Origin of the sequence: Pseudomonas sp. DWP3-1-3b3 (genome assembly GCF_049896305.1) — a bacterium.
GTDB classification, from domain to species: Bacteria; Pseudomonadota; Gammaproteobacteria; order Pseudomonadales; family Pseudomonadaceae; genus Aquipseudomonas; species Aquipseudomonas azotoformans_A.
On the sequence record NZ_JAFCUA010000002.1, the window covers coordinates 109,771 to 129,182 of the forward strand.

Sequence of the window (19,412 nt, forward strand, 5' to 3'; positions counted from 1 at the left end):
GTCCACACATCCACGACCCGCGGTCCAGGTTATGACGGAACGCATCCATCGACACAGCCCACCCAAGCTCGCCTTCCCATTCACATTCAACGGGGAGGCTCAGCCACACTACAAGGAGCTGTAACGATCATGATCGGATTGATACCCAACTTTTACGCTGTCTTCAGCGCGCTCAACAACCTACAGTCTCGCACGCAAAGCTCTACCTCACCGTCCCAGGCCACCGGCATCGACCAATGCCCTGCCCCCCGTGATATCCAGTCAAAACCCTACACAGACCCTGACCTCCCAACACCCTATGGCGAGGGCTATCAATACACCGCGATGGCCAACGGCAAAACGTGGACAGGGCAAACAGCCGCAACCAAAGATGACTACCTGGCCCCGGAGTACGAGCTGAAGGCTGAGTCAGTCAATGAACGCAACGGAAAGATCCATTGCGACTACGGCGGCAAGCGCCTGATCAAGAACGGTGAGGTGGCCGATCCCTATCTGCGACTCACGACCATCAAGTAACCCACAAAAATGGCGACCTCCAGGGTCGCCATTTTTTTCAGCCTTGAACCTTACGCCGCACTGAACAGCTTGTGCGGATCGATCACAAACTTCTTCGGCACGCCCGCATCGAACTCACCGTAGCCACGTGGTGCGTCATCCAGGCTGATCACCTGCACGCCGACGATTTCGGCAATGTTGATACGGTCCCACATGATCGCCTGCATCAGCGCGCGGTTGTACTTCATCACCGGGGTCTGGCCGGTGTGGAAGCTGTGGGACTTGGCCCAGCCGAGGCCGAAGCGAATGCTCAGGCTGCCCATTTTGGCAGCGGCATCCACAGCCCCTGGATCTTCGGTGACGTACAGGCCCGGAATACCGATCTTGCCGGCCACGCGCACCACGCCCATCAGCGAGTTGAGCACGGTGGCCGGGGCTTCGGCTTTCACGCCTTCATGGCCGTGGCCACGGGCTTCGAAACCAACGGCGTCAACGGCGCAGTCCACTTCCGGCTCGCCCAGCAGCGCGGCGATCTGCTCGTGCAGCGGGGTGTCAGTGGACAGGTCGGCCACTTCAAAACCCTGGGCCTTGGCGTGGGCCAGGCGGATCGGGTTGACGTCGCCAATGATCACCACCGCCGCGCCCAGCAGGCGTGCAGAAGCGGCAGCAGCCAGGCCGACCGGGCCAGCGCCTGCGATGTAGACGGTGCTGCCTGGGCCAACGCCCGCAGTCACGGCGCCGTGGTAGCCCGTCGGGAGAATGTCGGAGAGGCACGTCAAGTCGCGGATTTTCTCCATGGCCTTGTCGCGGTCCGGCAGTTTCAGCAGGTTGAAGTCCGCGTATGGCACCAGCACGTATTCGGCTTGGCCACCGGTCCAGTCGCCCATGTCGACATAGCCATAGGCGCCACCGGCACGGGCCGGGTTGACGGTCAGGCAGACGCCGGTGTGTTGCTCTTTGCAGGAGCGGCAACGGCCGCAAGCCACGTTGAAGGGAACCGAAACCAGGTCGCCGATCTTCAGGTTTTCGACGTCGCTGCCCTTCTCGATCACTTCACCGGTAATTTCATGACCGAGCACCAGGCCGGTCTGGGCAGTGGTGCGGCCGCGCACCATGTGTTGGTCGGAGCCGCAGATGTTGGTGGAAACCACGCGCAGGATGACGCCGTGCTCAATCTTCCTGCCACGGGGGTCCTGCATTTTGGGATAGTCGATTTTCTGTACTTCGACCTTGCCGTTGCCGAGATACACGACACCACGATTACCAGACATGCTTTCACCTCGCTGTTGTTTTTATGGAACCGCGTTGCCCGTTGGGTGGGCAGCGCGTTTAAGTGCTCGGGTACAGATGCTGTTTGTTGTCTTTGCAATCAGAGCACCACAGTCCGATTGGCGTTTAGAAACACCCGCCGCTCAATGTGATACCCCACCGCCCGGGCCAACGTCAGCCCTTCGATATCCCGCCCCTTGGCAATCAAGTCCTCGGGATAGTGGCTGTGATCCACCACCTCCACGCCCTGGGCAATGATCGGGCCTTCATCCAGGTCGTTGTTGATGTAATGCGCCGTGGCGCCGACCAACTTCACGCCCTTGTTGTACGCCTGGTGATACGGCTTGGCGCCCTTGAACCCCGGCAACAACGAGTGGTGAATGTTGATGGCCTTGCCATCCAGCTTGCGGCACAGCTCCGGCGAGAGCACTTGCATGTATCGCGCAAGGATCACCAGTTCCGCGCCGGTGTCTTCCACCACTTGCCATACCTGACGCTCCTGGGACGGTTTGTCGTTGGGGTCGAGGGGGAAATGGTAGTAGGGAATCTGGTGCCAGTCGGCCAACGGTTTCAAATCAGGGTGGTTGGACACCACCGCGACCACGTCCATCGACAGTTGGCCGATGCGCTGGCGATACAGCAGGTCGTTCAGGCAGTGATCGGCCTTGGAGACCATGATCACCACTTTTGGCCGGTAGTTCGGCGCCGTCAGCTCGAAGATCATGCCGAAGGCTTCGCCACGGGTGGCCAGGCCATCGCGGAAACCTTGTTCGTCAAACCCGTCGGGCTGGCGGAACTCCACGCGGATAAAGAACCGGCCCGAAAGCCGGTCATCGAACGAGTGGTGCTCAGTCACGTAGCAACCCTGTTCGAACAGATAGCGGGTGACCGCGTCCACCGTGCCGAGCACGCTGGGGCAGTCGGCGGTCAAAATCCATGTATCAGGTGCGCGGCTCATGGGGCATTCCTCAGGCTTGAACACTCAGGCCGAATTCGGCAGACGCATCCTGCAACCACAACCACCAGTAATCCGAGAAGCTGCGACGGATCAGCAGTTCCCAGGTGTCTTCGGCCGTGTGGCGGATCACCAGTTGCGACTTGGCGAACACCGTGCCCACCGCCTTGCCCACCGGGAAGTTGTTGGGGTGCACGTCGTAGCTGGTGGACTTCATCAGCACGTCGCGCACGTTCGGGCCGCTCAGTTCAAGAATCTGCTGACCGCCGCTGACGTTGACGATCTGGATATGCAGCTCACCCAGGGCGGCACGCAGGTTTTGCTCGGCGGCGAATTCTTCGCCGCTTGGCACGATGAGCAACCACTCATCCGGGCCGAGCCACTGCAAGCTGGTTTCGCCTTTGACGATCACGGTCAAGGCGCTCGGCAGTTCGATGCCCAGGGCCTTGTGTACGCCAGCGGCGAAGGCTGCATCATGGCCGTCGCCACGGATGGTCAGGTGGCCCAGGAGTTTCTTTTCGCGCACGGTCACGCCGGCGTTCTTGCGGCCCTTGCCGACCAGGCTGGCGAGGTCGGCATGGTGCAGCGACGACTCGGCCTTGGCCCCAGTGGTTGGGCGTTGTTGGTACACATTGGCTGCTGTCATAAAGCACCTGTTCTGAATGCTGTGATGTCTGTTCTGGCCTCATCGCGGGCAGGCCGGCTCCCACAGGGGAATGCATTCCAAATGTGGGAGCTGGCTTGCCTGCGATGCAGGCGACGCGATTTATCAGATGTTCTGGCGATCGCCTTTCGGGTCAAAGAACACCGAGGAAACAATCTCCGCCTCGATCACGCTGCCATCCGCCTGCGGCGAGAACACGCGCTCACCAATACGCTTCAAGCCGCCCTTCACCACGCCCATGGCGAACGAATAGCCCAGGGAGTTGTGCGCATAGCTTGAGGTGACGTGGCCGACCATCTTCATCGGGATCGTCTGCTTCGGATCGAACACCAATTGCGCGCCTTCCGGCAGCCATACATTCGGGTCGATCGGCTTCAGGCCCACCAGTTGCTTACGCTCTTCGCGCACGCAGTCTTCACGGTTCATGCCGCGCCAGCCGATCCACGAAAACGGTTTGGTACGGCCGACGCACCAGCCCATGTTCAGGTCGTCCGGGGTCATCGAGCCGTCGGTGTCCTGGCCGACGATGATGAAACCCTTCTCCGCCCGCAGCACGTGCATGGTTTCGGTGCCGTACGGGGTCAGGTTGTACTTCTTGCCGGCGTCGACGATTTTTTCCAGCACGCCCATGGCGTAGTCGGCCTGCACGTTGACTTCGTACGACAGCTCACCGGTAAACGAGATCCGGAACACGCGAGCCGGTACGCCACCGACCAAGCCTTCCTTCCAGGTCATGAACGGGAAGCCGTCCTTGTCCAGGTCGATGTCGGTGACTTCACTCAACAGCTTGCGGCTGTTGGGGCCGGACAGGGTCATGGTGGCCCAGTGGTCGGTGACCGAGGTGAAGTACACCTTGAGGTCTGGCCATTCGGTCTGCTGGTAGATTTCCAGCCACTGCAGTACGCGGGCGGCGCCGCCGGTGGTGGTGGTCATCAGGAAGTGGTTGTCGGCGAGGCAGGCAGTCACGCCGTCGTCGAAGACCATGCCGTCTTCCTTGCACATCAGGCCGTAGCGCGCCTTGCCCACGTCGAGCTTGGTCCAGGCGTTGGAGTAGATGCGGTTGAGGAACTCGCGCGCGTCCGGGCCCTGGATGTCGATCTTGCCGAGGGTGGACGCATCCAGCAGGCCGACGCTGTCGCGTACAGCCAGGCATTCGCGTTTCACCGCCGCATGCAGGTCTTCATCGTTGCGTGGGAAGTACCACGGGCGTTTCCACTGGCCGACGTCTTCAAACTCGGCGCCGTTCTTCACGTGCCAGGCTTGCAGCGCGGTGTAGCGCACCGGTTCGAAGATGTGCCCGCAGTGACGACCGGCGACGGCGCCGAACGTGACCGGCGTGTAGTTCGGGCGGAACATAGTGGTGCCCATCTGCGGGATGGTCACGTTCAACGAACGGGCAGCAATCGCCAGGCCATTGACGTTGCCCAGCTTGCCCTGGTCGGTGCCAAAGCCCAGCGCGGTGTAGCGCTTGACGTGCTCGACCGACTCGAACCCTTCGCGGGTCGCCAGTTCGATGGCGGCGGCGGTCACGTCGTTTTGCAGGTCGACGAATTGCTTCGGCGCCCGTGCGGTTGGCTTGTCGTGCGGCACTTGGTAGATCGCCAGTGTCGGCTCTTCCAAGCGGCTCAAGGCTTTTGGCAGGGTGCCTTCCACCGGGGCAAAACCGGCTTCGCTGGCCGCGCGCACGCCGCCTTCAAAACCGTCAGCCAGGGAATCGCCGAGGCCATAGACGCCGTTGATGCCACCGACGCACACACGTTTTTGTGGTGCTTCGCCCGGTACAAAACCGAGGATGTCTTCACGCCAGGTCGGCTTGCCGCCCAGGTGCGAAGCCAGGTGGACCACCGGGCTGTAGCCGCCGGAGCTGGCCACCAGGTCGCAGTCCAGCCATTCGCCTGGGCTGGTGACTTTATGCGCTTTGACGTCAATTGCAGCCACGCGGGCGGCAGTGACGTGCTTGCTGCCACGGGCTTCGATCACGGCGCTGCCGGTGAGGATACGAATACCCTTGGCGCGGGCTTCTTCCACCAGCGCGCCGCGTGGGTTGTGGCGCACATCGGCCACGGCGACCACTTGCAGGCCTGCATCCAACCAATCCAGCGCAACGCGGTAGGCGTGATCGTTGTTGGTCGACAGCACCAGCTTCTTGCCCGGTGCCACGCCATAGCGACGCACGTAAGTAGAAACCGCACCCGCCAGCATGTTGCCCGGCACGTCGTTGTTGCCATAGACCAGTGGACGCTCGCACGCGCCGGTCGCCAGCACCACACGCTTGGCACGCACACGGTGGATACGTTGGCGCACCACACCCATCGGCGCACGGTCACCGAGGTGGTCGGTGAGACGCTCGTGAATGGTCAGGAAGTTATGGTCGTGGTAGCCGTTGACGGTGGCGCGAGGCAGCAGCACTACGTCTGGCAGGGCTTTCAATTCAGCAATGACGCTGGCAACCCATTCCGCCGCCGGCTTGCCGTCGAGGCTTTCGCGCGAATCGAGCAGCGAACCGCCGAACTCTTCCTGCTCATCGGCGATGATCACGCGGGCACCGCTGCGGGCGGCGGCCAGTGCGGCGGCCAGACCCGCAGGGCCCGCGCCGACCACCAGCACGTCGCAGTGACGGTTGAAGTTGTCGTAGGTGTCCGGGTCGTTCTCGGTGGGCGAGCGGCCAAGGCCAGCGGCCTTACGGATGTACTTCTCGTACGTCATCCAGAACGATTGCGGGTACATGAAGGTTTTGTAGTAGAACCCCGGCGGCATCAGCTTGCCACCGACCTTGCCAAGAATGCCCATCACATCGGTGTTGACGTTCGGCCAGCCGTTGGTGCTGGTGGCGACCAAACCTTGGTACAGCGCCTGTTGCGTGGCGCGCACGTTAGGAATCTGGGTGGCTTCGGTGGCGCCGATCTGCAGCACCGCGTTCGGCTCTTCGGCGCCCGCAGCGAAAATGCCGCGAGGGCGCGAATACTTGAAGCTGCGGCCAATGATGTCGACGCCGTTGGCCAGCAGCGCTGCGGCCAGTGTGTCGCCTTCGAAGCCTTTGTAGCTCTGGCCGTTGAAGGTAAACGTCAGGACTTTATTACGGTCGATCCGGCCACCGTTGGACAGGCGATTGGTCTGGCTCATACCTTCTCTCCAGAGGCCTTGGCGGTGAATTGTGGCTTCTCACCGATCTTGTAGGTTTCAAGAATTTCGTAGGTCAGGGTGTCGCGGGTCGCGTTGAAGTACTGGCGGCAACCGGCGGCGTGGATCCACAGTTCGTGGTGCAGGCCACGGGGGTTGTCGCGGAAGAACATGTAGTCGCCCCACTCTTCATCGGTGCAGGCGTTCGGGTCCAGCGGGCGCGGGATGTGCGCTTGGCCGGACGCGTGAAATTCCTCTTCGGAGCGCAGTTCGCCACAGTGAGGACAGAAGATATGCAACATAGGGGATTTCTCCTGTTAGTGGGCGACGGCCGCAGCGCCGTGTTCGTCGATCAACGCACCGTTGTGGAAACGGTCGATGGAGAAAGGTGCGGCCAACGGGTGCATTTCACCCTTGGCCAGGCTGGCGGCAAACACGTTGCCTGAGCCCGGAGTCGCTTTAAAACCACCGGTGCCCCAACCGCAGTTGAAGAACATGTTCGGCACTGGGGTCTTGGAAATGATCGGGCAGGCATCCGGCGTGGTGTCGACGATGCCGCCCCACTGACGGTTCATGCGCACGCGCGACAGCACCGGGAACATCTCGACGATGGCCTGGATGGTGTGTTCGATCACCGGGTACGAGCCGCGCTGGCCGTAGCCGTTGTAGCCGTCGATACCGGCGCCGATCACCAGGTCGCCCTTGTCGGACTGGCTGATATAACCGTGCACGGCGTTGGACATGATCACGCTGTCGATAATCGGCTTGATCGGCTCCGACACCAACGCTTGCAGCGGGTGGGATTCGATCGGCAGGCGAAAGCCCGCCAGCGAGGCCATGTGCCCGGAGTTACCGGCGGTGACCACACCGACGCGCTTGGCGCCGATAAAGCCCTTGTTGGTTTCCACACCGATGCACACACCGTTTTCCTTGCGAAAACCGATCACTTCGGTCTGCTGGATCAAATCCACGCCCAGTGCATCGGCGGCGCGGGCAAAGCCCCAGGCCACGGCATCGTGACGGGCCACGCCGCCGCGACGTTGCACGGTGGCGCCGAGCACGGGATAGCGGGTGTTCTTGGAGCAATCGAGGTACGGGATCTCGTCGGCCACTTGCTTGGCGTTGAGCAGTTCGCCGTCCACGCCATTGAGGCGGTTGGCACTCACGCGGCGCTCGGAATCACGGATGTCTTGCAGGGTGTGGCACAGGTTGTAGACGCCACGCTGGGAAAACATCACGTTGTAGTTCAGGTCCTGGGACAGGCCTTCCCACAGTTTCATCGCGTGTTCGTAAAGGTGCGCCGACTCGTCCCACAGGTAGTTGGAACGCACGATGGTGGTGTTGCGCGCGGTGTTACCGCCGCCCAGCCAGCCTTTCTCGACCACGGCCACGTTGGTGATGCCGTGCTCCTTGGCCAGGTAGTAGGCGGTCGCCAGACCATGCCCGCCGCCGCCGACGATGACCACGTCGTAGACCTTTTTAGGGGTCGGCGTGCGCCACATTTTCTGCCAGTTTTCGTGGTGGCTGAGTGAGTGCTTGAAGAGGCCGAAGCCCGAGTAGCGTTGCATAGTCATTACTCCAAAACCGCGCTCAGCGATAAACCGGGAAATCAGCGCACAGGGCAGACACGTGCTTGGCCACGTTGGCCTCGACATCGGCATCGCCGAGGTTGTCGAGGATGTCGCAGATCCAGCCGGCCAGTTCGATGCACTGCGGCACTTTGAAACCACGCGTGGTCACCGCCGGGGTGCCGATGCGCAGGCCCGAGGTCACGAACGGCGACTGCGGGTCATTCGGCACCGCGTTTTTGTTGACGGTGATGTGGGCGCGACCGAGGGCGGCGTCCGCCTCTTTGCCGGTGAGGCCCTGACGGATCAGGCTGACCAGGAACAGGTGGTTATCGGTACCGCCGGACACCACGTCATATCCGCGTTTGATGAACACCTCGGCCATGGCCTGGGCGTTGTCGATCACTTGTTGCTGATAGGCCTTGAAGCCTGGCTCCAGCGCTTCCTTGAAGCACACGGCCTTGCCGGCGATGACGTGCATCAGCGGGCCGCCCTGGGCGCCAGGGAATACGGCGGCGTTGAGTTTCTTTTCGATTTCTTCCTTGGACTTGGCCAGGATCAGACCGCCCCGTGGACCGCGCAGGGTCTTGTGGGTGGTGGTGGTGACCACGTCGGCGTACGGCAGCGGGTTCGGATACAGGCCAGCGGCAACCAGGCCAGCGACGTGGGCCATGTCGACGAACAACAGCGCGCCCACTTTGTCGGCGATCTGACGGAAACGTGGGAAATCCAGAGTCTTGGAGTAGGCGGAAAAACCGGCCACAACCATTTTCGGCTTGTGCTCGACGGCCAGGCGCTCGACTTCGTCGTAGTCGATCAGGCCGGTGTCAGTGTTGATACCGTACTGCACCGCGTTGTACAGCTTGCCCGAGGAAGACACTTTGGCGCCGTGGGTCAGGTGACCGCCATGGGCCAGGCTCATGCCCAGGATGGTGTCGCCCGCATTGATCAGAGCCAGGTACACCGCGCTGTTGGCGGACGAACCGGAGTGCGGCTGCACGTTGGCGTAATCGGCGCCGAACAGTTGCTTGGCGCGCTCGATGGCCAGGGCTTCCACTTTGTCCACGTGCTCGCAGCCACCGTAGTAGCGCTTGCCCGGGTAGCCTTCGGCGTATTTATTGGTGAGGCCGCTGCCTTGGGCTTCCATTACGCGTTTGCTGGTGTAGTTCTCTGACGCGATCAGCTCGATATGATCTTCCTGGCGCTGCTCCTCGGCATTCATGGCCGCCAGCAGTGCGTCGTCATATCCCTGGATCTGGTCTTGTTTGCTGAACATCGCGTCTCTCCCAGCCTTTCGTATTGTTGAGGCCCGTGCAGGGCCCTTTGATGCGATGGTAGGGCTGGCGTCAGCAGGTCAAATGCCTACGCACGCCACGCAAAGGTGCGTTTACGACATGGAATGAATTCAGCGACTCAGGCAAGGCTGTGACGCAAAGCCAGCAGTAGCAGGAAATGCGCGGGATAGAGGGCATACGCCCAGCGGCGCATGGCCGGTGGCGAGGCGTTTTGAGCGTGTCGCAAGAGGACCAGGCCAAGCATTGGCGCAATCAGGCAAGCGGCGAATCCGACCAACGCTACGGGGGTGCCGCTATTGAGCAGAACCTGCCATTGATTGGCCGCCACACAGACCAGGCCCGGCAATACACTGAAATACCAAGGGCGACGGAATACCAGCAGCGTCGCGAGTGGCAGTAATACGCCGAAAAAACCGAACATCAGCTGTGTGGAAAAAACCGCCGCGATCATGAGGGCAATCAGCGCCAATCCTCGATCAAAAAGCGCCTTCTGCTGCCATCCTCGGGCAACCAGCAGGCCCAGCGCCAAGGTCGGCAAGACGTTCAACGTATCGGCATCGTCGATAAACAGGCGGTACGGCACTTCGCTGATCACGCTGAACAGTAACAGCCAGCCCAGGTAGCGCCATTGGCCGGTCACGGGCGCGCTCCTGACCCGGTGCAGGTTCGCCGCAATCGCCAGGCAAAACCACGGGAACGCAAGGCGCCCCGGCACGTACAGCCCATCCAGGCTCAGACCGACATAGCGCAGGTGATCGAGCACCATGCTCAACAGCGCCAGCCACTTGAGCAGATCCAAAGCGCCATCACGGACACGTCCGACAGGCAGGGTTCCAGTACCGTGCATAATTCCCCAGTGACTTTGCATTTACAGTGCGTGCGCACTCGCGACAATCTTGGTTACAGTGCGCACCAACATCGACCACAGGAATGGGCCATGACCGACAAGAGCCAACAATTCGCCAGTGACAACTATTCGGGCATCTGCCCGGAAGCCTGGGCCGCCATGGAACAAGCCAACCAAGGCCATCAACGCGCCTACGGCGATGATGAATGGACCCACCGCGCCGCCGACGGTTTCCGCAACCTGTTCGAAACCGATTGCGAAGTGTTCTTCGCCTTCAACGGCACAGCGGCCAACTCCCTGGCGCTGTCCTCGTTGTGCCAGAGCTACCATAGCGTGATTTGCTCGGAAACCGCCCACGTCGAAACCGACGAATGCGGCGCGCCGGAGTTTTTCTCCAACGGTTCCAAGCTGCTCACCGCTCGCACCGAAAACGGCAAGCTGACCCCGGAGTCGATCCGCGAGATCGCCCTCAAGCGCCAGGACATTCACTACCCCAAGCCGCGCGTGGTCACCCTGACCCAGGCCACCGAAGTCGGCAGCGTGTACACCCCGGATGAAATCCGCGCCATCAGCGTGACCTGCAAAGAGTTGGGCCTGAACCTGCACATGGACGGCGCGCGCTTCTCCAACGCCTGCGCGTTCCTCGGCTGCTCGCCCGCCGACCTGACCTGGAAAGCCGGGGTGGACGTGCTGTGCTTTGGCGGCACCAAGAACGGCATGGCCGTGGGCGAAGCAATCCTGTTCTTCAACCACAAGCTGGCTGAAGACTTCGACTACCGCTGCAAGCAGGCCGGCCAACTGGCGTCGAAGATGCGTTTCCTGTCCGCACCATGGGTAGGCCTGCTGGAAAACGATGCCTGGCTCAAACACGCCCGTCACGCCAACCACTGCGCTCAATTGCTGAGCAGCCTGGTGGCGGATATTCCTGGCGTTGAGTTGATGTTCCCGGTGCAGGCCAACGGCGTGTTCCTGCAACTCTCGGAACCGGCGATTGCCGCGTTGACCGCCAAGGGCTGGCGTTTCTACACCTTTATCGGCAAAGGCGGCGCACGCTTCATGTGTGCGTGGGATACCGAGGAAGAACGTGTAAGAGAATTGGCAGCGGATATTCGGAAAGTGATGGAGGCCTGAAACCACGGGGCTTTCAGCGCTTTTTCAGAGAGTGTTTGTACGTATTTCTGACAGTATCTATCTACCTCTACCCTGGGTAGGATCTCGTCACCCCGAACGAACGGACGCGTTACTTCGGGGCTGACTGCCTGCCGAATAGTCGGCTGGAAAAGGAAATCCTATCGAGGGCAACATCATGGAAATTCAATGCTACACCACTGATTCGCAACTGCGCGCCGACGTCAACGCCACGCTCGTCGGCCTGGACGACCTGAGGAAGCTGGCGAATGTCGGCGACACCATCATCGAGCCATCCAGAACCTTTACCGTTACTGGAAAAGAGTTCGAAATGACAGCCTCCGGCGGGTACCTCATCAACCTTTTCGTCCGCTAACCACCAAGGCCCGCGCCGCAGACTCATGACCTGCGACGCGGGACTCAGGTGATGGCTCTCACAACGCCTTCGGCTGAAGCACTTGCCAATCATCAATGGGGCCGCGGTTGTTGGGATAGGTCCCACCGTTGAATTTCACCGCCAGCTTATTTACGGCGTTCAAGGCTGTCGTCACCGCTCCTTCCGCCCAGCCTCCCGTAAACGAAACGTCGTCACCCGCCAGAATGAACCCATCGGGATTAGACCCCTTTACGCCACTCGTAAACTGGGAAAACAGCAAGCGCTGGTACTCGTACTGTCCCGGTAGATTCATCTTGAAGGCGCACAAGAAAAACGGCTGCTCCTCCCAATTGATTTCGACAAAGGGGTTGGTCATGCCGAATTCAGCCGCCAGGTTCAACTGATGAGGCGCATACACGCTGTCCAGCAAGCTCGTGCACACCTGCACATGGGACGACAGCGGCGCACTGCGATCCCCCAGGAACTTGAGGCTGTCGTCATTCCAGGTGTAAGACAAAAACATACCGCTCCCCCTGTATGGCCCAGGGCTTTGGCTGTAGTCCAGCAGGTAGGTACCACGGGTGATTCGGTCCGACAGGGTCACGCTCATCTTGTGTTGGAAATCTGCTTCCACATCGGTCCAGAAAGGCCGTTTCGTCTGCGCGAAGATTTTTGCAGATTGCATGTAGTGGGTGTACATCACCGCTTCCCATTCCTTTGCGGATAACAGGTCGTTCATTTCATTGAAGCGGGCGGCACCATCCATGTAGCGGAATTTGTCGAGGATCCGCTTGTGAGGGGTATAGACCACAGCAGGAAAGGTGTATTGAAGGTCTCTTGCCTGATTATGGTCATAAATCCATACGTCGAACTCGCCATCCGGACGACGTATCATCTGCCGTACTTCCTGCTTGAAAGGCTGGGCAATGACTTGGGTAGTCAGGCCTTGGACAGTGGTGCCCACAGGCCAATGCGCCATGGCGTCACCGAAGGTATCCGGGGCGCGGCTCCATAACCGCGTTGGCAACTCGCTGGAACCGTCGAACATCAACTTATGGTTGGTATCCAGCCCGGTATACAGCACTCGCAACACTTCCAGGAAGCAATTGGGATAGTCGGTGTTCCAGCCGCCGGTGCCGAAACCGATCTGGCCGAACAGATCGATGTCTTCGCGGCTCCAACCCGCCTGCTCGACCATCGCGGCAAAAAAACTGAGGTTGTCCCAACCCGCATCCAGAATGGCATTCCACAACGTCTTGATCTTGGCCTGATCAATACTGCCCTCGGACATTGCCGCTTCCATTTCGGTGAACTTGATCGGGTCCTGCTCAAGGAACACCTCAAACAACAGCCGCTCAATCTCAGCGTATTCCGGCGGCAGGTTATTGCCTTCGTAATAGGTCTGGGTTTGCTGGTAATCGACCACCGTACTGGGGGTCGCAGCCGAGCCTGGATTAGGAAAGTCCGCCGAGTTGGCCGTCATGCCGACCTTCTCGAAATAGTGCATCAACGCCTTGCCAGAAATAGGAAAGCGCATCGCCCCCATTTCACAGATCACACTGTTAGCAGGATCCAGCGGATCACCCGCCACATAGGAATACAGCCGCCCGCCGATACGATCACTGGCCTCCACCACCACTGGGTGCAACCCCATGCGCATGGCTTCATAGGCCGCCACCATTCCCGCGACGCCTGCGCCGACGATCAACACCTTGCTGCCATACGCCAGGCTGGAAACCTGCGCCAACGGCGTGCCGTTACTGACGGCGGTATCAAGGAACCGGCGGTAATGAAAAGGAAAGTCAGGAACCAATGCAGTGACATCGTTGGCAAGCAAGCGCGCAGCGCCTTTACTGCGGGAGGGAATAGCAGACATGGCAATCATCCTTGGTATGTAAACAGGACGTCCGCCTACTGCTTCACTGCGAAGGGCGACTACGACGAATGTGTTCATCAGCGTAGTCACTCGTAGGAAATGTCTCTATATCCCTTGGAAATAAAAAGTGCATCAGTAAGGCAAACCTTATTCCAGAGGGTTTTGCGCACTCAGTTCAGAGATTCATAAAGTGATTATTTGAGAATGCCGATTCAATTGTTTTTTTGCTTACAAGACTCTGCACAGCTCACTCAATAAAAAACAGACCGTGATACCTATGAACATGCCCTCTGACCGATCGGCTGCTCCCCCTTCCAGCACGCTGAAAATCGAAACCCGCTCCATCGACTACGTGCCGCGCAATGAGCGCCACGGTAAGGTCTGGCATCAGGCGCCGTTCTGGTTCACCGGCAACTTCGTGCTCACCACCATGGTCACCGGGTTTACCGGTGCGGCCTTGGGGCTAAGCCTGGTGTACGCGATCCTGGCGATCGTGATCGGCGTATGCCTGGGCACGTTTGCCATGGCGTTCCACGCCAACCAGGGGCCGCGCATGGGCTTGCCGCAGATGATCCAGTCGCGCGCCCAGTTCGGCCTGCGGGGTGCCATCGTGCCGTTTATCGCGGTGGTTTTCGTGTACATCGGCTTCAACGTGTTCAACGTGATCCTCGCCACTGACGCCATCAATACCGTGCTGCCCGGCAACCGCGCGCCCTGGTATGCGTTGATGATCATCCTCGCGGTGGTGATCGCAGTCATTGGCCATGACCTCCTGCACACCGTGCAACGCTGGCTGACCTACGTGATGATCAGCGTGTTCGCGGTTCTGACCGTCGCGGCCTTGCTGCATCTGCAAGCCGATTCAGCCGTGGCCGACGCACATTTTTCCTGGTCGGCCTTCCTGATCCAATTGTCAGCCGCTGCGGGCTACCAGATCAGCTACGCCGTTTACGTCTCGGATTACTCGCGCTACCTGCCCCATAACACCCCGTCGCGCAGTGTCATCCTCTGGACCTACCTGGGGGCTGCCGGCTCGGCGCTATGGTTGATGTCGTTGGGGGCATTCCTCGCCTCGGCGCTGCCCTCGCCCGACGCCATTGGCAGTGTGCAGGCCGTGGGCAACCAACTGCTGCCTGGCTTTGGCACCTTTACCGTGCTGGTTGCAGTGCCGGCGCTGGTCGGCATCATGGCCGTCAACTGCTATGGCGCGATGCTCACCGGGATCAGCGCCATTGACGGTTTTGTCCCGATCAAACCCAAGATCAAGAGCCGCATCGTCGGGATCAGCCTGGTGGCCGCCATCATTTTCGTGATTGCCTTGAGCATCCCTGAGAGCTACTTGAGCAGCTTCAACACCTTCGTGCTCTTGATGCTGTATTTCCTGGTGCCCTGGACGGCCGTCAACCTCGCAGACTTCTACGTCGTGCGACAAGGACGCTACGCCATCAGCGACATTTTCAATCCCGCCGGCATCTATGGCCGCTGGTCGAGTGCTGGGTTGGTTGCGTATTTCCTCGGCCTGGCGGCAATGATTCCGTTTATGTCGCTGGGTTTTTATCAAGGCCCGATCAGTGTGATGCTGGATGGCGCCGATATTGCGTTTGTCGTCGGCTTGCTGGTCTCGGCAGTGATTTACTGCGTGATGAGCCGCCAACTCGACCACGCCGCCGAGTCGCGGGCCATGCAAGCCAGTGAGCGCGTGCTGGAAGGAGACCTGTCGTGACACAGCTGCGCGTCGTTTGCCATCAACTGGCGCCGCGTATCGGCGATGCCGAGTACAACCGGGCGCTGACCGAGCGCGCGATTCGTGGAGCGGCCAGCCTCAAGGCCCAGCTGATTGTCCTGCCGGAACTGATCCAGAGTGGCTACGCGTTCACTGACCGCGAGGAAGCCCACACGGCCTCCGAAACACTCGACGGCCCGGCATTGAGCCTGTGGAAAAACCTGGCGTGTGAACTTGGGATCATCGTCGTTGCAGGGTTTTGCGAGCGCTTGAGCGGGGGACGTGTCGCCAACAGTGCGGCGATGATCGAACCCACCGGACGGCTGACGGTGTATCGCAAGGCCCACCTGTGGGACCGCGAGAAACTGATCTTCACCGCCGGTGATGCGCCACCGCCGGTGGTCGACACCGCCGTCGGGCAGATCGGCATGATGATCTGCTACGACCTGGAACTGCCCGAGTGGGTGCGCCTGCCGGCACTGGCACAAGCGGAGCTGCTTTGCGTCCCGGTGAACTGGCCGGACGGTCCGCGCCCTGTGGGTGAGCGGCCGGCTGAGATCGTAAGGATCCAGGCCAACGCGGCGGTCAACCGCCTGTTTATTGCGGCGTGCGACCGCCATGGCGAAGAACGCGGCGTCAACTGGGTGGGCGGCTCGGTCATTGTCGATGCGGATGGCTACCCGCTGGCCGGGGCAGCCTCACATCACGAGGAACAGCAACTGGTAGCGGACCTGCCCCTGGAACAGGCCCGGAACAAGTCAATCAGCGCCCATAACGACGTTCATCAGGATCGCCGGCCAGAATTGTACTGAGCATCAGAACTCGATGCGCACATCGCCCTTCGGCACACTGCAGCACGACAGGATGTAGCCTTCGGCTTCATCTTCTTCAGTGATGCCGCCGTTGTGCTCCATCTCCACCTCGCCGCCCAGCTTCATCACCTTGCAGGTGCCGCAGATGCCCATGCCGCAGGCTTTCGGGATCAACAGGCCAAGCTTGGCGGCCGCGGCATGCACGGTTTCCCCAGGGGCGACGCGGATGCTCTTGCCCGATGCGATGAACTCCACCTGGTGCAGATCCGCCAGGTCGATTTCCGGCGCGTCGGCCGCCTGCTCGGCTTGCTCCACTGCATCCGCACGGGCTTCCGGCGGCGTGGCGCCGAAGGACTCCTCGTGATAACGCGCCATGTCGAAACCCGCCACTTCCAGCAGGCGCTTCACCGCGTTCATGTACGGCGTCGGGCCGCAGCAGAACACTTCGCGCTCCAGGAAGTCCGGCACCATCAGTTCGAGCATCTTGTGGTTCAGGTAGCCGCGATACCCCGCCCAAGGCTCACCCAAGCCGTGTTTCTCGCAGATCAAGTGCAGGCTGAAGTTGTCGATCCGCGACGCCATGTGCTCCAGCTCGCGGTGGTAGATGATGTCCTTGGGCGAACGGGCGCTGTGGATAAACGTCATGTCGACGTTAGCGTTGGTGTCGTAGAACCAGCGGGCCATGGACATGACTGGCGTGATGCCCACGCCGCCGCTGAGGTACAGCACTTTCGGGCTCGGGAAGTCGATGGCGTTGAACAAACCCACCGGCCCGTGCACCGCCAACTCTTGCCCTTCATGAAGGGTGTCGTGCAGCCAGTTGGACACCTTGCCGCCCGGCACCCGCTTGATGGTCACCGAGAAGCTGTAGGGCACCGACGGTGAGCTGGAAATGGTGTAGGAGCGCATGATCGGCTGGCCTTCGATCTCCAGCTCCAGAGTGACGAATTGCCCCGGCTTGAAAAAGAACAGGATCGGCTGGTCGGCCATGAAACAGAAGGTGCGCACGTCCCAGGTTTCCTGGATGACTTTGACGCAACGGACAATGTGCCGACCATTGGCCCAGGTCTGGGTGGTTACCGGATTCAGGAAATTATTGGACATGTTGTTCTCCACCGCCGACATCGGCCTTATGGTGGCGATTCTGCGTAACGCCAGAACCACCCATTTACCTATCTGCGACATTCACATACTTATCGCGACCAGCCCCCAACGACCTAGGGTTGCGCGTCGGGAACAGATTGGGCCATGTCGCCCATGGATAAGGTTCGGCGCATCGGCGGCCCCACACTCGCTCCCAACACAGACGCTTTCTTTACGCCTTGCTGCAAACCTGATTAGCCACTTATCTCGGCCACACAGAATGGCCATGAGGACACACACGATGGACGTCACCGCAACCTTAAGCTTGGGCGATCCGCTGGAACCCGCACGCAAGGCCACCGCGCAAATGCTGCAAGAGCGCGAGCGCACTTTCTCGCTGCCGCAGCCGTTCTACTCTGATGAGCGGCTGTTTGATATCGACATGCAGGAAATCTTCCAGAAAGAGTGGTTGATCGCCGGCATGACCTGCGAAATCCCGGCCAAGGGCAACTACCTGACCCTGCAAATCGGCAAAAACCCGATCATCGTGATCCGGGGCGCCGAAGGCGTGGTTCACGCGTTCCACAACGTGTGCCGTCACCGTGGCTCGCGCTTGTGCACCAGCGACAAAGGCAAGGTCGCCAAACTGGTCTGCCATTACCACCAGTGGACCTACGAACTGGATGGCCGCCTGCTGTTCGCCGGCACCGAGATGGGTGCCGACTTCGACATGAAGCAGTACGGCCTCAAGCCGGTCAACGTGAAGACCGCTGGTGGCTACATCTTCATCAGCCTGGCGGAGAACCCGCCGGCCATCGATGACTTCCTGTCGACGCTGAACCATTACATGGAACCCTACGACATGGAGAACACCAAGGTGGCGATTACCACCACTTTGATGGAGAAAGCCAACTGGAAGCTGGTGCTGGAAAACAACCGCGAGTGCTACCACTGCAACGCGTCGCACCCGGAACTGCTGAAAACCCTGCTGGAGTGGGACGACGTCACCGACCCGCGCGCCGACCAGGCGTTCAAGGACCACGTGGCCGCCTCCGCCGCCGCCTGGGATGCCGAGAAAATCCCATACGCCCACGCCAGTTTCGGCCTGCGTAACCGTATCGTGCGCATGCCGCTGCTAAAAGGCACCGTGTCGATGACCCTGGACGGCAAGCAGGGCTGCGCCAAGCTCATGGGCCGCATCAAGAACCCGGACCTGGGCTCGATGCGCATCCTGCACCTGCCGCACTCCTGGAACCACTGCATGGGCGATCACATCATTGTGTTCACCGTGTGGCCAATCAGCGCCCAGGAAACCATGGTCACCACCAAATGGCTGGTGCACAAGGACGCCGTGGAAGGCGTGGACTACGACGTGGAGCGCATGCGCCAAGTCTGGGACGCCACCAACGACCAGGACCGTCGCCTGGCCGAAGAAAACCAGCGCGGCATCAACTCCACCGCCTACCAGCCTGGCCCGTACTCCAAGACGTATGAGTTCGGCGTGGTGAACTTCGTGGACTGGTACAGCGAGCGCCTGTTGAGCAACCTGGGGGCCGCTCCGGCGCCGTACCTCAAGGGTGTCGCGGTTCACGAATAACCTGTTGATCTTCGGGGGCTGGGTTGTACAAAAAACACCCAACCCCCTGATAACCCTTGATTTCCCTGCCCTCCAGCCTTTACCCAACAACTTATCCACAAAGCCGCCCACAGCAATTGTGGGCAACTACGCTTCCTCCCTGAAATTAAATGAAGAAAATCCGTGACTTATTCAAGCCAGTCGGTTTGAACTGGACCTGGTCATTTATTGACCAATCCAGCACAAGCCACGACTTACGTGGCCTGTAGCGGTACGCGAACACCTTATCCACAGAAGCACCAACAGACTTTGGGGGCAACTTGGAAAGTGCTGTGGAAAACCACCTCAAACCTTCACAAATCGGGGTTTACAGCGTTTTTAATCGGTAAAAAAACCAAATCGATCACATTTTGATCAATTCGATGAAAGCCTTGATTAATAAGGGCTTCAGCCGACAGCGAACATGTTATCCACAGAAGCGCCAACAGACAATGGGGGCAAGTCGGACCGGAGAAATGCACAGGAGCAGCGAAAAACCCAAGTAAAAACCGTCAGTTAGCTTGGTTGTTTTTCGTACAGAGGGCTGAAGGGCTTGATTCACAGGGGGTGTGGACAACCGCGAACA

16 protein-coding genes are annotated in these 19,412 nt (G+C 60.1%); 6 read left to right on the forward strand and 10 right to left on the reverse strand.

All coding sequences use genetic code 11. From position 1 onward, the window contains the following. Positions 1-129 precede the first annotated feature (129 nt). On the forward strand, positions 130-516 hold the full coding sequence (locus ACP7BX_RS06870) for a hypothetical protein (RefSeq protein ID WP_426130622.1): 387 nt from the start codon (positions 130-132) through the stop codon (positions 514-516). A 50-nt stretch (positions 517-566) separates the two neighbouring features. Here the strand turns inward: ACP7BX_RS06870 and fdhA are convergent, their stop codons facing one another. From fdhA to ACP7BX_RS06910, 8 genes are all read right to left on the reverse strand, one after another. Continuing rightward, positions 567-1,766, reverse strand: coding sequence for a formaldehyde dehydrogenase, glutathione-independent (gene fdhA / locus ACP7BX_RS06875; protein WP_016977809.1), 1,200 nt, complete (start codon positions 1,764-1,766; stop codon positions 567-569). Between the two features lie 98 nt (positions 1,767-1,864). Then, the gene (purU, locus tag ACP7BX_RS06880) at positions 1,865-2,722 is read right to left on the reverse strand and encodes a formyltetrahydrofolate deformylase (RefSeq protein ID WP_016977808.1); all 858 of its coding nucleotides are present in this window, start codon (positions 2,720-2,722) and stop codon (positions 1,865-1,867) included. 10 nt (positions 2,723-2,732) lie between these two features. Beyond that, complete coding sequence (locus ACP7BX_RS06885) at positions 2,733-3,365, reverse strand: sarcosine oxidase subunit gamma (protein WP_269132194.1); 633 nt, start codon at positions 3,363-3,365, stop codon at positions 2,733-2,735. A gap of 123 nt (positions 3,366-3,488) precedes the next feature. Further along, a complete protein-coding gene (locus ACP7BX_RS06890; protein WP_426130624.1) occupies positions 3,489-6,506 on the reverse strand; it encodes a sarcosine oxidase subunit alpha in 3,018 nt (1,005 codons plus the stop codon). Continuing rightward, complete coding sequence (locus ACP7BX_RS06895) at positions 6,503-6,805, reverse strand: sarcosine oxidase subunit delta (protein WP_010207083.1); 303 nt, start codon at positions 6,803-6,805, stop codon at positions 6,503-6,505. Before ACP7BX_RS06895 ends, ACP7BX_RS06890 begins: the two co-directional genes overlap by 4 nt. A gap of 15 nt (positions 6,806-6,820) precedes the next feature. Next, a complete protein-coding gene (locus tag ACP7BX_RS06900) occupies positions 6,821-8,071 on the reverse strand; it encodes a sarcosine oxidase subunit beta (protein WP_010207084.1) in 1,251 nt (416 codons plus the stop codon). Between the two features lie 22 nt (positions 8,072-8,093). Beyond that, positions 8,094-9,347 (reverse strand): serine hydroxymethyltransferase, encoded by a 1,254-nt coding sequence (gene glyA, locus ACP7BX_RS06905; RefSeq protein ID WP_426130626.1) that lies wholly within the window; start codon positions 9,345-9,347, stop codon positions 8,094-8,096. Positions 9,348-9,484: 137 nt separating this feature from the next. Continuing rightward, complete coding sequence (locus ACP7BX_RS06910; RefSeq protein ID WP_426130628.1) at positions 9,485-10,213, reverse strand: TraX family protein; 729 nt, start codon at positions 10,211-10,213, stop codon at positions 9,485-9,487. 90 nt (positions 10,214-10,303) lie between these two features. On the opposite strand from ACP7BX_RS06910, the gene ACP7BX_RS06915 reads away from it, so the two are divergent. After that, positions 10,304-11,344 carry a threonine aldolase family protein gene (locus ACP7BX_RS06915; RefSeq protein ID WP_028618222.1) on the forward strand — a complete coding sequence of 347 codons (1,041 nt, stop codon included), beginning with the start codon at positions 10,304-10,306 and terminating at the stop codon, positions 11,342-11,344. 175 nt (positions 11,345-11,519) lie between these two features. Next, on the forward strand, positions 11,520-11,717 hold the full coding sequence (locus tag ACP7BX_RS06920; RefSeq protein ID WP_038848858.1) for a hypothetical protein: 198 nt from the start codon (positions 11,520-11,522) through the stop codon (positions 11,715-11,717). Positions 11,718-11,775: 58 nt separating this feature from the next. Here ACP7BX_RS06920 and ACP7BX_RS06925 read toward each other — a convergent pair whose 3' ends face one another. Next, positions 11,776-13,593 carry an FAD-dependent oxidoreductase gene (locus ACP7BX_RS06925; protein WP_426130630.1) on the reverse strand — a complete coding sequence of 606 codons (1,818 nt, stop codon included), beginning with the start codon at positions 13,591-13,593 and terminating at the stop codon, positions 11,776-11,778. A gap of 283 nt (positions 13,594-13,876) precedes the next feature. On the opposite strand from ACP7BX_RS06925, the gene ACP7BX_RS06930 reads away from it, so the two are divergent. Both ACP7BX_RS06930 and ACP7BX_RS06935 read left to right on the forward strand, forming a co-directional pair. After that, on the forward strand, positions 13,877-15,316 hold the full coding sequence (locus ACP7BX_RS06930; protein ID WP_426130665.1) for a purine-cytosine permease family protein: 1,440 nt from the start codon (positions 13,877-13,879) through the stop codon (positions 15,314-15,316). Further along, complete coding sequence (locus ACP7BX_RS06935) at positions 15,313-16,128, forward strand: nitrilase-related carbon-nitrogen hydrolase (protein WP_426130632.1); 816 nt, start codon at positions 15,313-15,315, stop codon at positions 16,126-16,128. Before ACP7BX_RS06930 ends, ACP7BX_RS06935 begins: the two co-directional genes overlap by 4 nt. 3 nt (positions 16,129-16,131) lie before the next feature. Here the strand turns inward: ACP7BX_RS06935 and gbcB are convergent, their stop codons facing one another. Next, positions 16,132-17,232 carry a glycine-betaine demethylase subunit GbcB gene (gene gbcB, locus ACP7BX_RS06940; RefSeq protein WP_426130634.1) on the reverse strand — a complete coding sequence of 367 codons (1,101 nt, stop codon included), beginning with the start codon at positions 17,230-17,232 and terminating at the stop codon, positions 16,132-16,134. Positions 17,233-17,512: 280 nt separating this feature from the next. Here gbcB and gbcA point away from each other — a divergent pair, with 280 nt between their 5' ends. After that, complete coding sequence (gbcA, locus tag ACP7BX_RS06945; RefSeq protein WP_038848868.1) at positions 17,513-18,808, forward strand: glycine-betaine demethylase subunit GbcA; 1,296 nt, start codon at positions 17,513-17,515, stop codon at positions 18,806-18,808. The last annotated feature ends 604 nt before the right edge of the window (positions 18,809-19,412 follow it).

Bases quoted from the DNA above. Each gene is read 5' to 3' on its own strand.
- fdhA (WP_016977809.1), bottom strand. From the start codon at position 1,766: ATGTCTGGTAATCGTGGTGTCGTGTATCTCGGCAACGGCAAGGTCGAA.
- ACP7BX_RS06910 (WP_426130628.1), bottom strand. From the start codon at position 10,213: ATGCACGGTACTGGAACCCTGCCTGTCGGACGTGTCCGTGATGGCGCT.
- ACP7BX_RS06890 (WP_426130624.1), bottom strand. From the start codon at position 6,506: ATGAGCCAGACCAATCGCCTGTCCAACGGTGGCCGGATCGACCGTAAT.
- glyA (WP_426130626.1), bottom strand. From the start codon at position 9,347: ATGTTCAGCAAACAAGACCAGATCCAGGGATATGACGACGCACTGCTG.
- ACP7BX_RS06900 (WP_010207084.1), bottom strand. From the start codon at position 8,071: ATGCAACGCTACTCGGGCTTCGGCCTCTTCAAGCACTCACTCAGCCAC.
- ACP7BX_RS06870 (WP_426130622.1), top strand. From the start codon at position 130: ATGATCGGATTGATACCCAACTTTTACGCTGTCTTCAGCGCGCTCAAC.
- purU (WP_016977808.1), bottom strand. From the start codon at position 2,722: ATGAGCCGCGCACCTGATACATGGATTTTGACCGCCGACTGCCCCAGC.
- ACP7BX_RS06895 (WP_010207083.1), bottom strand. From the start codon at position 6,805: ATGTTGCATATCTTCTGTCCTCACTGTGGCGAACTGCGCTCCGAAGAG.
- ACP7BX_RS06920 (WP_038848858.1), top strand. From the start codon at position 11,520: ATGGAAATTCAATGCTACACCACTGATTCGCAACTGCGCGCCGACGTC.
- gbcB (WP_426130634.1), bottom strand. From the start codon at position 17,232: ATGTCCAATAATTTCCTGAATCCGGTAACCACCCAGACCTGGGCCAAT.
- ACP7BX_RS06915 (WP_028618222.1), top strand. From the start codon at position 10,304: ATGACCGACAAGAGCCAACAATTCGCCAGTGACAACTATTCGGGCATC.
- gbcA (WP_038848868.1), top strand. From the start codon at position 17,513: ATGGACGTCACCGCAACCTTAAGCTTGGGCGATCCGCTGGAACCCGCA.
- ACP7BX_RS06925 (WP_426130630.1), bottom strand. From the start codon at position 13,593: ATGTCTGCTATTCCCTCCCGCAGTAAAGGCGCTGCGCGCTTGCTTGCC.
- ACP7BX_RS06885 (WP_269132194.1), bottom strand. From the start codon at position 3,365: ATGACAGCAGCCAATGTGTACCAACAACGCCCAACCACTGGGGCCAAG.
- ACP7BX_RS06930 (WP_426130665.1), top strand. From the start codon at position 13,877: ATGCCCTCTGACCGATCGGCTGCTCCCCCTTCCAGCACGCTGAAAATC.